Raw genomic sequence first — 13669 nt, forward strand, 5'->3', positions numbered from 1 at the left:
CATGCAAAAGTTTGATACCAAGACCTTTCAGGGCCTGATCCTGACCTTGCAGGATTACTGGGCGCGTCAGGGCTGCACCATCGTCCAACCGCTGGACATGGAAGTGGGCGCTGGCACTTCTCACCCTATGACTTGCCTGCGTGCTCTCGGGCCAGAGCCGATGGCGAGCGCCTACGTGCAGCCATCGCGCCGTCCCACCGATGGCCGCTACGGTGAAAACCCGAACCGTTTACAGCACTACTACCAGTTCCAGGTGGTGATTAAGCCGAACCCGGACAACCTTCAGGAGCTGTACCTCGGATCGCTGAAAGAGCTCGGTATCGACCCTGGCGTGCATGACATTCGCTTCGTCGAAGATAACTGGGAAAACCCAACGCTGGGCGCCTGGGGACTCGGCTGGGAAGTGTGGCTGAACGGCATGGAAGTCACGCAGTTCACCTACTTCCAGCAGGTCGGCGGCCTGGAGTGTAAGCCGGTGACCGGCGAGATCACCTACGGTCTGGAGCGCCTGGCGATGTACATCCAGGGCGTGGACAGCGTGTACGATCTCACCTGGAGCGACGGCGCGTTCGGCAAAACCACCTACGGTGACGTGTTCCACCAGAACGAAGTGGAGCAGTCGACCTATAACTTTGAGTACGCCGACGTCGATTTCCTGTTCAGCTGCTTCGAGCAGTATGAAAAAGAGGCACAGCAGCTGCTGGCGCTGGAAAAACCGCTGCCGCTGCCGGCCTATGAGCGCATTCTCAAAGCCGCGCACAGCTTCAACCTGCTTGATGCGCGCAAGGCGATCTCGGTCACCGAGCGCCAGCGCTATATCCTGCGTATCCGCACCCTGACGAAAGCCGTGGCGGAAGCCTATTATGCCTCCCGCGAGGCGCTCGGCTTCCCTATGTGCAACCGTAATAAGTAAGAGGCAGCCATGACCGATAAAACTTTCCTGGTGGAAATTGGCACCGAAGAGTTGCCTCCGAAAGCCCTGCGCAGCCTGGCAGAAGCCTTTGCTGCGCACTTTACCGCTGAGCTCGACAGCGCCGGCCTGGCGCACGGCGACGTCAGCTGGTTTGCGGCACCGCGTCGTCTGGCGCTGAAGGTGGCACAGCTGGCGGCCGCGCAGCCCGATCGCGAAGTAGAAAAGCGTGGCCCGGCCGTCGCTGCGGCGTTTGATGCCGAAGGCAAGCCGACTAAAGCGGCAGAAGGCTGGGCACGTGGCAACGGCATTACCGTAGAGCAGGCTGAGCGTCTCAGCACTGACAAAGGCGAGTGGCTGGTGCATCGTGCTGCGGTAAAAGGCGAAAGCGCGCAGGCGCTGCTGCCGGCGATGGTCGCGACCGCACTGAGCAAGCTGCCGATTCCAAAACTGATGCGCTGGGGCGCCAGCGACGTGCAGTTCGTGCGTCCGGTGCACACCGTGACGCTGCTGCTGGGTGATGAGCTGATTCCGGCCACCATCCTCGGTATTCAGTCCGATCGCGTCATTCGCGGCCACCGCTTCATGGGCGAGCCGGAGTTGACGCTGGATAATGCCGATCAATATCCGCAGCTGCTGCAGGAGCGCGGTAAAGTGATCGCCGATTACGCCACGCGTAAAGCCAAAATCAAAGCCGATGCCGAAGCCGCCGCGCAGCAGCTGGGCGGTAAAGCCGACCTGAGCGACAGCCTGCTGGAAGAGGTGGCTTCGCTGGTGGAGTGGCCGGTGGTGCTGACGGCGAAGTTTGAAGAGAAGTTCCTCGCGGTACCGGCTGAAGCGCTGGTGTACACCATGAAAGGGGATCAGAAGTACTTCCCGGTTTACGCGGAAGATGGCCAGCTGCTGCCCAACTTCATCTTCGTCACTAACATTGAATCGCGCGATCCGCAGCAGATCATTGCCGGTAATGAAAAAGTGGTGCGTCCGCGTCTGGCCGATGCCGAGTTCTTCTTCAACACCGACCGCAAAAAGCGTCTGGAAGATAACCTGCCGCGTCTGGAAACCGTGCTGTTCCAGAAAGAGCTGGGTACGCTGCGTGACAAAACCGACCGTATTCAGGCGCTGGCCGGCTGGATTGCCGCGCAGATTGGCGCTGATGTCAATCACGCCACGCGCGCCGGCCTGCTGTCGAAGTGCGACCTGATGACCAATATGGTGTTCGAGTTCACCGACACCCAGGGTGTGATGGGCATGCACTACGCGCGCCACGATGGTGAAGCGGAAGATGTGGCGGTCGCACTTAACGAGCAGTACCAGCCGCGTTTCGCCGGTGACGATCTGCCGTCCAGCCCGGTGGCCTGCGCCGTGGCGATTGCCGATAAAATGGATACCCTGGCCGGTATCTTCGGCATCGGACAGCATCCGAAAGGCGATAAAGACCCGTTTGCGCTGCGTCGTGCCGCGCTGGGCGTGCTGCGTATCATCGTGGAGAAGAACCTGCCGCTCGATCTGCAAACCCTGACGGAAGAAGCGGTGCGCCTGTACGGTAGCAAGCTGAGCAACGCCAACGTAGTTGATGATGTCATCGACTTCATGCTGGGCCGTTTCCGCGCCTGGTATCAGGAAGAGGGCCATAGCGTTGACACCATTCAGGCGGTGCTGGCGCGTCGTCCAACCCGTCCGGCCGATTTCGATGCACGTATGAAGGCGGTTTCGCACTTCCGTACGCTGGAAGCGGCCTCGGCGCTGGCGGCGGCTAACAAGCGCGTGTCGAATATCCTGGCGAAAGCCACCGAAACCCTGAACGACAGCGTGCAGGCGTCCCTGCTGAAAGAGAATGCTGAAATTCAGCTGGCGACCTTTGTCACCGCGCTGGGCGACAAGCTGCAGCCGTACTTTGCGGAAGGCCGCTATCAGGATGCTCTGGTGGAGCTGGCGCAGCTGCGCGAAGCGGTGGATAACTTCTTCGACAACGTCATGGTGAATGCCGATGACGAAGCGGTGCGTATCAATCGCCTGACGCTGCTGGCGCAACTGCGCGAGCTGTTCCTGCAGGTAGCGGACATTTCGCTGCTGCAGTAAGCGATGGGCAGAAGTGAACCGAAGGGACGAGCAATCGTCCCTTTTTTTGTTTCAGGCGGCAGAAGAGGTGAACAGGCGCGCGTCGCGCAGCAGGTGATCGTTACCGCGACGGCGGGTAAAGCCGCTGCGGTCAAAGAATTCCAGAATCTGCACCGCGACTTTGCGGCCGGTACCCAGCTGGTTGCGGAAGTCGGCGGCGCTGGTGCTGCCTCCGGCGGCCGCGCGCTGACGAATCAGATCGGCGAAGATCTGGATCTGCACGCTGCGGTAGTAGCGATCGCGCACGATCGCTGTGATATGGCCGAGACGCGCCGCGGTGAGCAATAAACCGCGAATCTGCTCTTCATCCTGCTGCAGCGCATCGGCAATGTCGCGCACCCACAGCGGCTGGTCGCTGAATAGCGGCTCGACCTGCTGCCACAGCGTGGCTTCCTGCGGATTAAAGCGCGGCGCGAAGTCGGGCAGGTGCAGCCAGCCCTGTTTCTGCCGCAACTCGCCTTGTGCCAGCATCTGGTCGATTAATCCCGGCACCAGCGGTACCGGCGCATGCGGCAGCGCCACACGGCGCAGGCGATCGTGGCCGATGCCCGGCAGCTCCGGATGCTGCTGGTGGAAGGCGCTCAGCGCTTCCCGTAAACGCTGCTGCCAGGCGCTGGCCATGGTGTCGCTCATCAGGCTGGTCCCCAGCCGTACCGGATTCAGCGGCAGCAGCAGCGAGTCCAGCGCCGGCGCAGTGAGCTGGCGCGCCCAGCCGAGCTCGTCATATGCGGCTGGTTGATACGCCAGATGCGCCTGCAGGCTGGCGCTGTCATCGCGCGCCGCGGCCAGTTGCTGCAGCCACTGCAGGTAGTCCGGCTGGCGTTTACCGCGCTTTTTGCTGTCGCACAGCAGTACGCGTCCGCCGCCCAGCGTGTGCTGCGCATTGCTGTCGCGAATAATGATCCGATCGTTTTCCGCCAGCCACAGCGGCTGGTTGAGCACCAGTTCAGCCACATCGTCCGTGAGCTGCGTTAAGCGCCCGGTGACGTGGCTGGCCGCGTGATGCAGATGCACCGGCTGTGAGGCCGTTTTCAGCGGTTGCAGCAGGCGCAGTGCAACGATCAGCCGCTGCGTGCCGGCGGGACGCGGCTGCGCCAGCAGCCAGTCGCCGCGCGTAATCTGTGCCTTCTCCACGTCACCGACGATATTCAGCGCGATACGCTCGCCCGCCTGCGCGCGCGTCACTGGCTGGTTCTGCGCATGCAGCGCCCGCACGCGCAGCGGCAGGTTCAGGCTGCTGAGCCACAGCGTGTCGCCCACCCTGACTTCACCGCTCAGCGCGGTGCCGGTGACCACCAGCCCGGTGCCTTTCAGCGTGAAAGCGCGGTCGATGGCGAGGCGGAAACGGCGGCCAGGCTCAAACGCCGGTGCGTTCAGGCTGCTGAGGTGCTGGCGCAGCGTTTCAATGCCCTGCTGCGTATGGCTGCTGGTAACAAACTGCGCTGCCGCTGGCCAGCCGAGCTGCTGCGTGAGCTGCGCGACCTGCTGCTGCACCTCCGCGATGCGTGCGGCGTCAACGCGGTCGGCTTTGGTCAGCGCCACGCTCAGCGGCGGCTGTCCGGCGAGGCTCAGCAGCTGTAAATGCTCACGCGTCTGCGGCATCACGCCATCGTCACAGGCCACCACCAGCAGCGCATGATGAATGCCGCCGATGCCGGCCAGCATGTTGGCGAGAAATTTTTCATGGCCAGGCACATCAATGAAGCCCAGGGTGCGGCCATCGGGCTGCGGCCAGTAGGCATAACCGAGATCGATGGTCATGCCGCGCCGTTTCTCTTCCGGCAGGCGATCGGCATCAACACCGGTCAGGGCCTGCAACAGCGCGGTTTTACCGTGATCGACATGTCCGGCCGTGGCAATAATCATGGTACTAAGGTCCGTATCAGGGCGGCTTCGTCATCAAGGCAGCGTAAATCCAGCCACAGTTTGCCCTCCTGCAGGCGGCCGATCACCGGGCGTGCCAGCTGGCGCCAGCGCTGCGCCAGGGCGTTGAGCTGGCTGCCGTGACCGTCGCGTGGCGTGAAGGTGATAGCAAAGCTGGGCAGGCGTTCGACCGGCAGCGAACCGCTGCCAATTTGCGAGGAACAGGCAGCGATCGCCAGCGAAAAATCGGCGCTGAAGGCGTGCTCCAGCGCCGGCATCAGACGTTCAGCCTGTTGCAGAATATCGTGCGCGCTGCGCGTCAGCAGGCGCAGTGTTGGCAGCGCCTCGTGCAGGGTTTCTGGCTGACGGTAGAGCTGCAGTGTCGCTTCCAGCGCCGCCAGCGTCATTTTATCGACGCGCAGTGCGCGCTTCAGCGGATGCTGTTGCAGCTGGTCAATCAGCGCTTTTTTTCCGACGATAATCCCGGCCTGCGGGCCACCCAGCAGTTTGTCACCGGAGAAACTCACCAGGCTCACGCCGGCCGCAATCAGCTGCTGCGGCATCGGTTCAGGCGGTAACCCGTACGTCGTCATATCCACCAGCGAACCGCTGCCGAGATCGCTGATCACCGGCAGGCCGTGCGCGTCGCCTAACTGCACCAGCTCGGCTTCAGACACGGCATGGGTAAAGCCCTGAATCTGGTAATTACTGGTATGTACCTTCATCAGCAGGCCGCTATCCTCGCCGATGGCGCCGCAATAATCCTTCAGATGGGTGCGATTGGTGGTGCCGACCTCCACCAATCGGCAGCCCGCCTGGCGCATCACGTCAGGGATACGGAATGCGCCGCCGATCTCCACCAGTTCGCCGCGCGACATAATCACGTCGCGGCCCGCTGCCAGGCTGGCCAGCATCAGCAGCACCGCAGCGGCGTTGTTATTGACGATACAGGCAGCTTCGGCGCCGGTTAGCTCGCACAGCAGTGCGCTGACCGCGCGATCGCGATGGCCGCGCGCCGCGTCGTCCAGCGCATACTCCAGCGTTACCGGCTGGCGCAAACAGGCGCTGACCGCCGCGATGGCGCGATCGCTGAGCTGCGCGCGCCCGAGATTGGTGTGCAGCACGGTGCCGGTCAGGTTAAACACCGGGCGCAGCGCGCTTTGCTGCTGCTGCTGCGCGCGGCGCAGCGCTTCATCCGGCCAGCTGGCGTGCCAGTGTGGTAACGATTGATGCTGCTGAATGTGGTCGCGCGCCTCCTGCTGCATGCCGCGCAGCTGGCGCGTGATAAAGGCGGTACCGGTTTGTGCCAGCAGCGGCTGCAGCGCTGGATCGCGCAGCAGGCTGTCGATGGCAGGGAGCTGACTGTAGAGGGCTTTCATCACATCACTTAGTGGGTGGGCGGAACCGTACGGGCAAAGCTTTCCCGCTCGAACAAGGTCTCTGCCAGTTTAACCAGCGCCGGGCGATTGACGCACCAGTTGGGCAGCACGCGGCGAAAATTGAGATAGCCCAGGGTGCAGCCGGTGGCGATATCGGCGAGGTTGAGCGTGCCGCTGTTGAGCAACTCGCCCTGCGCGGCGGCGGTTTCCAGCGCGTCGAGGCCGCGTGCAATTTTCTCGCGATTACGCAGCAGCACCTCTTCCGATTGCCGATCGCCGGGACGCATCTGTTCGCGCACGATCATCACCGCCGCATCATTGATGCCGTCGGCCAGCTTCTCCAGCTGGCGGATCTGCAGGGCGCGCAGTGCGTCGTCGGGCAGCAGGGCAGGCGCATCGCCACGCAGCTCAATCACCTGAGCAATGATCGAGGAGTCAAACCAGGTCAGCTGCTGGTCATCTATGAAGGCCGGCACTTTACCCAGCGGATTGTACTGCGGGACGTGGCTGTCAGGCTCCCACGGAGAGTGGTTGACGAATTCAAACACCAGGCCCTTTTCCAGCAGGATCACTGAGATTTTGCGCACAAACGGGCTGGTATAGCTGCCAATCAGTTTCATCAGATGTCTCCGTTGCGATAAATGCCAGGCTCCACATTGTAGCGGCGCGATTTATCGCGCAGGGTTTGATGGTGCAAAACCGCGCGATAAATCGCGCCGCTACAAATCGCAGAATGAGTAAATTTACTGCATCAATCCCCGGGAAACATAAACGGATTCAGGCTGCTGCGCGCGAATCCTTCCTGCTCCATGCGGGCATCCAGCACCAGCGAGGCGAGATCGTCGGCCACCGGTTCCAGCGCCGGATCTTTCTCCTGGTATAGCATCTTCAGATAGGTACCGCAGTCGCCGCAGCTTTCGGCTTTCACGGCAGCCTGCTCGCTGTCCAGCGACCAGTAATGCAGATCGCGCGTTTGCTCGCAGTTCGAGCACTTGCTGCGCACCACGTACCACTCGCTTTCGCACAGATTACAGTGCAGATAACGCAGACCCTGCTGGCCAACGTCCATGTGCACCACGCTGGCGACCGGCACGCTGGCGCACACCGGGCAGAACTGACGGTGCTCGCCATATTCGGCCCGCGCTTTGCCGGGGATCATCGCCGCCATCTGCGCCCAGTAAATTGACAGCGCCGCCCAGATGAACGGGGCTTTATCACTGCTGACCTGGGCGAATTCGCCCTCCAGCAGCGCGCTGGCAAGGGTTTCCAGCTCGGTGGACGAGGCCTTCTCCAGATTCTCCAGCACCGCCAGCGCCTGGCCGCTCATCTCTGGCTTCAGCTCGGCGATCAGCGAATGCAGCAGCCGCTGCCAGTGCACATCGCGCGGGTAAGTGTGGATATCCAGCGGCGGTTTGCCCTGCTGCGCGCTCTCTGCCAGCCGCTGATGCAGATCGATCTGCAGCGGATGGTCATACAGCACGATTTCCTGGGCCTGCGCGATCACCGCGGCAAAACGCAGGTAGTCGCCCAGCGGATTTTTCGCCGCCAGATCACGCAACCGCGCCGCACGGCGGCTGTAGAGATTTTTCAGCCGGGGGAAAAGTAACGGCGGAACTTGCTCCGCCGTGTTCTTTTCGCTCTTCTCCAGCTGCTCCTGCGGGATGATGCGAATACTCATCAGGGACGTTTTTCCTGTTGTGTTTGGCGTTGGCGCTGCTCGCGATACCAGCGTGGGTGATGTTTCTTCGCCCACGCGGCCGGTACCCAGCCCTCAACCATGGCGGTAATGGTGCCTTTCACCCACAGGGCGGCATAAATATGCACCATAATCGTCATGATCAGTGCCACAGCCGAGACCGAATGCACCACCAGCGCGGCGCGAATCAGCGGAATGGTGAAGTACCCGGCGAACCAGGGGCGCCAGATGACAATTCCGCTCGCCAGCAGCAAGACTAAGCTGATGATAGCAGCCCAGAACACACACTTCTGCCCGAAGTTGTATTTCCCGGTATCGCCCACCTCTTCATTACGCACGATTTTGCGGATATTTTTCGCCCATACCAGATCGTCGCGCTGGATAAGATTGTGCTTCCAGTAGCGTAAGAACATGATAATAAAGGCAGCAAACATCACCACGCCGACGAACGGGTGCAGAATACGCGCCAGCTGTGGCGTGCCGAGCACGTGCATCAGCCAGTTAAACGACGGGAAAAAGAAACCCAGTCCGCTGAGCGCGGCAAACACAAAACAGAACGCGACAATCCAGTGATTGATGCGTTCCGGCGCGCTGTAGCGCACCAGACGATCGCGCTTTTTCATCATTCGCGCTCCTCTTTTTCATGCAGGTTTTCGTCGTCGTCCTCTTCCACCCGGTTCGGACCGACACCAACGTAGTGGAACACCGCGGCGGCGAAGGTGGCGGCAAAGCCGATAGCAGCCAGCGGTTTCCAGACGCCTTTCCAGAAGGTGACCGCCGGGCTGATGCTCGGGTTGGCCGGCAGGCCGTGATACAGCTGCGGTTTGTCGGCGTGGTGCAGCACGTACATGACGTGCGTGCCGCCGACGCCAGCCGGATCGTACAGCCCGGCGTTGGCATAGCCGCGCGTGTTTAGCTCGGCGACGCGATCGGCAGCCAGCTGCTGCATATCGCTTTTGCTGCCGAAGTGAATCGCCCCGGTCGGACAGGTTTTCACGCACGCCGGTTCCTGACCGACGTTAACGCGATCGACGCACAGCGTGCATTTATACACGCGGTTGTCGTCTTTATTCAGCCGCGGCACGTCAAACGGACAGCCGGCGATGCAGTAGCCGCAGCCAATGCACTGTTCCGACTGAAAATCGACGATCCCGTTCGCGTACTGAATAATCGCGCCTTCCGACGGACAGGCTTTCAGGCAGCCGGGGTCGGCGCAGTGCATACAGCCATCCTTGCGGATCAGCCACTCCAGCTTGCCGTTCTCCTCGACTTCCGAGAAACGCATCACCGTCCAGGATTTGGCGGTTAAATCCGCCGGGTTGTCATACACCCCGACGTTATGACCGACCTCGTCGCGAATGTCGTTCCACTCTGAACACGCGACCTGACACGCCTTACAGCCGATGCAGGTGGTGACGTCGATCAGTTTCGCCACTTCCTGCTGATGGTCACGCGCCTGCGGGGCAGGCGTGAAACCATTGGTGGCGGAGCGGCGGATAATGTCTTGCGATTGATAAGCCATCTTCGTTCTCCGTTACACCTTCTCGACGTTAACCAGGAACGCCTTAAACTCCGGCGTTTGCGTGTTGGCGTCACCGACAAACGGCGTCAGGGTATTGGCGATAAAGCCTTTTTTCGCCACGCCCTGATAGCCCCAGTGAATCGGGATGCCAATGGTATCGACAGTTTTGCCATCGACGTTGAGCGGACGCAGGCGCTTGGTGACCACCGCTTTGGCTTTGATATAGCCGCGGTTGGAGCTCACCTTCACCGTATCGCCCTGGGCGATGCCGAGCTTGTTCGCCAGCTTCTCTCCAATCTCCACAAACTGTTCCGGCTGCGCGATGGCGTTAAGCAACGCGTGTTTGGTCCAGTAGTGGAAATGCTCGGTCAGACGATACGTGGTGCCGACATACGGGAACTGCTCCGCTTTGCCCATCGCCGCCAGATCGTCTTTGAATACGCGCGCGGCCGGGTTGGAGACCACGTCAGGGTGCAGCGGGTTGGTGCCGAGCGGCGTTTCAAACGGCTCGTAGTGCTCCGGGAACGGTCCTTCTGCCATTTTGTCGATGGCGAACAGGCGGCCCATGCCTTCCGGCTGCATGATAAACGGCCCGACGTTACTGCCCGGTGCGGCCGTGCTGTAGTCCGGAATATCCATACCGCCCCACTTGCTGCCATCCCATTTGAGGATCTGGCGTTTCGGATCCCATGGGTTGCCCTGCGGGTCGGCGGAGGCGCGGTTATACAGGATGCGACGGTTCAGCGGCCACGCCCAGCTCCAGTTCAGCGTATTGCCCAGCCCGCTCGGATCGGTGTTATCGCGGCGCGCCATCTGGTTACCGTCCGGTGTCCAGCTACCGGCGAAAATCCAGCAGCCGCTGCTGGTGCTGCCGTCATCTTTCAGATGGGCAAAGGTGCTGAGCTGCTGGCCTTTTTTCACCAGCAGCGTGCCTTTGTCATCGTAGATGTCCGCCAGCGCCTTGCCGTTGCTCTCCATCGCCACCTCTTCCGAGGCCGGATTGTCGGGTGTCAGGTAGTTCCAGGTCATGTTCAGCACCGGCTCTGGCTGTGCACCGCCTTCGCGCGCATACATCTCACGCAGACGCAGATAGATACCGGAGAGAATTTCACCGTCGTTGAGCGCTTCGCCCGGCGCATCCTGACCTTTCCAGTGCCACTGCAGCCAGCGGCCGGAGTTGACGATTGAGCCGTTCTCCTCGGCAAAGCAGGTCGACGGCAGACGGAACACTTCGGTCTGAATCTGCGCCGGATCGACATCGTTAAACTCGCCGTGGTTTTGCCAGAAGGTCGAGGTTTCGGTGTTGAGCGGGTCGATGGTGACGAGGAACTTCAGCTTCGACAGCGAATCAATCACTTTGCGCTTGTTCGGGAACGACGCCACCGGGTTAAAGCCCTGGCACAGATAGCCGTTGACCTTGCCCTGCGACATCATCTCGAAGTACTGCAGCACGTCGTAGCCTTTGTCCCACTTCGGCAGCCAGTCAAAGCCCCAGCTGTTCTCCGCCTGCGCTTTATCGCCAAAGAAGGCTTTCATCATGCTGACGAAGAATTTCGGGTAGTTGCCCCAGTAATTCACCTGGCCCGGCAGCGTCGGCTTCGGCGTGTTCGCCGCCAGATAGCTGGTGAGATCGGTCTGTTTTTCCGACGGCAGCGTCATATAGCCCGGCAGGCTTTGCGACAGCAGGCCGAGATCGGTCAGACCCTGAATATTGGAGTGTCCGCGCAGCGCATTGACGCCGCCGCCGGCCATCCCCATATTGCCCAGCAGCAGCTGAATCATCGCCATGGTGCGAATGTTCTGCGCCCCGACCGAGTGCTGTGTCCAGCCCAGCGCATACAGGAACGAGGTGGTGCGGTCGCGCGCGCTGGTTTCGCCAATCAGCTCACAGACGTGCAGGAAATCCGCTTTTGGCGTGCCGCAGATGCGCTCGACCATTTCCGGCGTATAACGGCTGACGTGCTGCTTCAGCAGATTCCAGACGCAGCGCGGATGGCTCAGGCTGTCATCGCGTTTGGCAAAGCCGTCGTCGCCCAGCTCGTAGTTCCAGCTGGTTTTGTCATATTTGCGATTGGCTTCGTCGTAGCCGCTGAACAGGCCATCGTCGAAATGGTAATCCTCCCGCACAATCAGGCTGGCATTGGTATACGCCTGCACATATTCATGCTGGATTTTGTCATTCTGCAGCAGCCACAGCAGCACACCCGACAGGAAGGCAATGTCGGTGCCGGGGCGGATAGGCGTGTAAAAGTCTGCCACCGATGCCGTGCGCGTGAAGCGCGGATCGATAACAATCAGTTTGGCTTTGTTGTGAATTTTGGCTTCCATCGCCCAGCGGAAACCGACCGGATGCGCCTCAGCAGCGTTTCCGCCCATCACCACAACCAGATTGGCATTACGGATGTCGACCCAGTGGTTGGTCATCGCACCGCGACCAAATGTTGGAGCAAGACTTGCTACCGTTGGTCCGTGTCAGACGCGTGCCTGGTTGTCGACCGCCAGCATACCGAGCGATCGGGTAAATTTTTGCGTTAAGTAGCCGGTTTCGTTGCTGGAGGCCGAAGCGCACAGCATGCCGGTGGAGAGCCAGCGGTTTACCGTCACGCCGGCGGCGTTCTGCGCGATAAAGTTGGCGTCGCGATCGGCTTTCATCAGCTGCGCGATGCGCGTAAAGGCGTCATCCCAGCTGATGCGCTGCCATTTGTCGGAGCCTGGCGCACGGTATTCCGGATATTTCAGACGGCTGTCGCTGTGGACAAAATCAAGCAGGCCCGCGCCTTTCGGACAGAGCGCGCCGCGGCTCACCGGATGGTCCGGATCCCCTTCGATGTGGAAAATGGTCTCTTTGGCGTTCTTTGCGCCATCGCCGAGGCTGTACATTAACAGGCCACAGCCGACTGAGCAGTAAGTGCAGGTATTACGGGTTTCGCGGGCACGCAGCAACTTATACTGCCGTGTTTCCGCCAGCGCGGCTTCCGGCGTAAAGCCGAGCAGTGCTGCCATGGTTCCTGCCATACCGCCAGCGCAGATCTTGAAGAATTTTCTTCGGCTGACGTTCATGGGTAATCCTTGAGTCGACATTGCTGTAATAATTTTTTTGCGCTGGATGGAGCCGGGGTTCAGAATGGCTCCACGCAGGATTGCGTCAAAAGCGACCTGATATTACCACTACTTTAATGTGGTTGTTATGCGAGACGAGAGAAGTGAAAGCGAAACAGCAAAAAAGTAACCAGAATGTGAATGAGATCGCAGGACTGAGCCAGACCACCGTATGGCAGCGCCACACGATTACCGAAGCGGAAAGCGACTGGCTGGCGCAGGAAGTGCCGGTGGCGCTGGTCTACAACGGCATTTCACACGTGGTGATGATGGCGACGCCGGATAATCTGCAGGCTTTTGCGCTCGGTTTTTCGCTCTCCGAAGGCATTATTGAGCAACCCGGCGAGATCTATGGCATGGATGTGGTGCCGGGCTGCAATGGGTTCGAAGTGCAGATCGAACTCTCCAGCCGGCGTTTTATGGCGCTGAAGGCGCAGCGTCGCGCCATGGCGGGCCGCACCGGTTGCGGCGTGTGCGGGGTGGAGCAGCTGGATCAAATCGGCAAGCCGGTGCAGCCGCTGCCGTTTACGCAGACCTTCGATCTGGCCTGCCTCGATAACGGGCTGGCACAGCTGCGCGATTTCCAGCCCATCGGCAATCTGACCGGTTGTACGCACGCCGCCGCGTGGATGTCGCCGCAGGGTGAACTGCAGGGCGGCTGCGAAGACGTGGGGCGCCACGTGGCGCTGGATAAGCTGCTGGGTCAGCGCAGCCAGCAGCACTGGCAGCAGGGCGCGGTGCTGGTTTCCAGCCGCGCCAGCTATGAGATGGTGCAAAAATCTGCCATGTGCGGCGTAGAGATCCTGTTTGCCGTCTCGGCCGCTACCCAGCTGGCCGTTGAGGTGGCCGAGCGCTGTAACCTGACGTTGGTCGGTTTTTCTAAACCGGGACGCGCCACGGTGTACAGCCATCCGCAGCGTCTGATCAACGGTTGATGAGCGGTACATGCCGGGAATTTTATCGTTCGCGGCGTGTAGCGTACCGGGAGGTGTCAGGCAATCTTTTATTACGCTGCGCTTTTCTGGTTAGCCTGCTAAATAATATGCATGCAATAGTTTTTAATGTGACATTATTTTTGA

General features: G+C 60.7%; 10 protein-coding genes. 3 read left to right on the forward strand and 7 right to left on the reverse strand.

Annotated features, from left to right (window positions below; all coding sequences use genetic code 11):
* Position 1 precedes the first annotated feature (1 nt).
* Together glyQ and glyS are read left to right on the forward strand one after the other, a co-directional pair.
* Positions 2 to 913, forward strand: coding sequence for a glycine--tRNA ligase subunit alpha (glyQ, locus tag CBW22_RS05230; protein ID WP_021506863.1), 912 nt, complete (start codon positions 2 to 4; stop codon positions 911 to 913).
* A 9-nt stretch (positions 914 to 922) separates the two neighbouring features.
* The gene (gene glyS / locus CBW22_RS05235) at positions 923 to 2992 is read left to right on the forward strand and encodes a glycine--tRNA ligase subunit beta (RefSeq protein WP_058781907.1); all 2070 of its coding nucleotides are present in this window, start codon (positions 923 to 925) and stop codon (positions 2990 to 2992) included.
* 51 nt (positions 2993 to 3043) lie between these two features.
* Here glyS and selB read toward each other — a convergent pair whose 3' ends face one another.
* The 7 genes from selB to fdnG all read right to left on the reverse strand — a co-directional run bounded on the left by selB (position 3044) and on the right by fdnG (position 12551).
* Positions 3044 to 4897 (reverse strand): selenocysteine-specific translation elongation factor, encoded by a 1854-nt coding sequence (gene selB, locus CBW22_RS05240; RefSeq protein ID WP_088516183.1) that lies wholly within the window; start codon positions 4895 to 4897, stop codon positions 3044 to 3046.
* Complete coding sequence (selA, locus tag CBW22_RS05245; RefSeq protein WP_088516184.1) at positions 4894 to 6273, reverse strand: L-seryl-tRNA(Sec) selenium transferase; 1380 nt, start codon at positions 6271 to 6273, stop codon at positions 4894 to 4896. The genes selB and selA overlap by 4 nt, the downstream gene beginning before the upstream one ends.
* A gap of 8 nt (positions 6274 to 6281) precedes the next feature.
* Positions 6282 to 6893 (reverse strand): glutathione S-transferase, encoded by a 612-nt coding sequence (locus CBW22_RS05250; protein WP_021506859.1) that lies wholly within the window; start codon positions 6891 to 6893, stop codon positions 6282 to 6284.
* Between the two features lie 131 nt (positions 6894 to 7024).
* A complete protein-coding gene (gene fdhE / locus CBW22_RS05255) occupies positions 7025 to 7951 on the reverse strand; it encodes a formate dehydrogenase accessory protein FdhE (protein ID WP_058770768.1) in 927 nt (308 codons plus the stop codon).
* A complete protein-coding gene (fdoI, locus tag CBW22_RS05260; RefSeq protein ID WP_031279592.1) occupies positions 7951 to 8592 on the reverse strand; it encodes a formate dehydrogenase cytochrome b556 subunit in 642 nt (213 codons plus the stop codon). Before fdoI ends, fdhE begins: the two co-directional genes overlap by 1 nt.
* Positions 8592 to 9491 carry a formate dehydrogenase subunit beta gene (fdxH, locus tag CBW22_RS05265; protein ID WP_021506856.1) on the reverse strand — a complete coding sequence of 300 codons (900 nt, stop codon included), beginning with the start codon at positions 9489 to 9491 and terminating at the stop codon, positions 8592 to 8594. The genes fdoI and fdxH overlap by 1 nt, the downstream gene beginning before the upstream one ends.
* Positions 9492 to 9503: 12 nt before the next feature.
* Positions 9504 to 12551 (reverse strand): formate dehydrogenase-N subunit alpha, encoded by a 3048-nt coding sequence (fdnG, locus tag CBW22_RS05270; RefSeq protein ID WP_088516185.1) that lies wholly within the window; start codon positions 12549 to 12551, stop codon positions 9504 to 9506.
* 143 nt (positions 12552 to 12694) lie between these two features.
* On the opposite strand from fdnG, the gene fdhD reads away from it, so the two are divergent.
* Positions 12695 to 13525: a formate dehydrogenase accessory sulfurtransferase FdhD gene (gene fdhD, locus CBW22_RS05275; RefSeq protein WP_088516186.1), complete on the forward strand. Its 831-nt coding sequence runs from the start codon at positions 12695 to 12697 to the stop codon at positions 13523 to 13525.
* Positions 13526 to 13669 lie beyond the last annotated feature (144 nt).

Source organism: Pantoea sp. VS1 (genome assembly GCF_002207995.1).
GTDB lineage: Bacteria > Pseudomonadota > Gammaproteobacteria > Enterobacterales > Enterobacteriaceae > Pantoea > Pantoea dispersa.

Excerpts from the sequence above, each read along its gene's own strand:
- glyQ (WP_021506863.1), top strand. The coding sequence starts at position 2 with ATGCAAAAGTTTGATACCAAGACCTTTCAGGGCCTGATCCTGACCTTG.
- selB (WP_088516183.1), bottom strand. The coding sequence starts at position 4,897 with ATGATTATTGCCACGGCCGGACATGTCGATCACGGTAAAACCGCGCTG.
- fdoI (WP_031279592.1), bottom strand. The coding sequence starts at position 8,592 with ATGAAAAAGCGCGATCGTCTGGTGCGCTACAGCGCGCCGGAACGCATC.
- CBW22_RS05250 (WP_021506859.1), bottom strand. The coding sequence starts at position 6,893 with ATGAAACTGATTGGCAGCTATACCAGCCCGTTTGTGCGCAAAATCTCA.
- fdhE (WP_058770768.1), bottom strand. The coding sequence starts at position 7,951 with ATGAGTATTCGCATCATCCCGCAGGAGCAGCTGGAGAAGAGCGAAAAG.
- glyS (WP_058781907.1), top strand. The coding sequence starts at position 923 with ATGACCGATAAAACTTTCCTGGTGGAAATTGGCACCGAAGAGTTGCCT.
- fdxH (WP_021506856.1), bottom strand. The coding sequence starts at position 9,491 with ATGGCTTATCAATCGCAAGACATTATCCGCCGCTCCGCCACCAATGGT.
- selA (WP_088516184.1), bottom strand. The coding sequence starts at position 6,273 with ATGAAAGCCCTCTACAGTCAGCTCCCTGCCATCGACAGCCTGCTGCGC.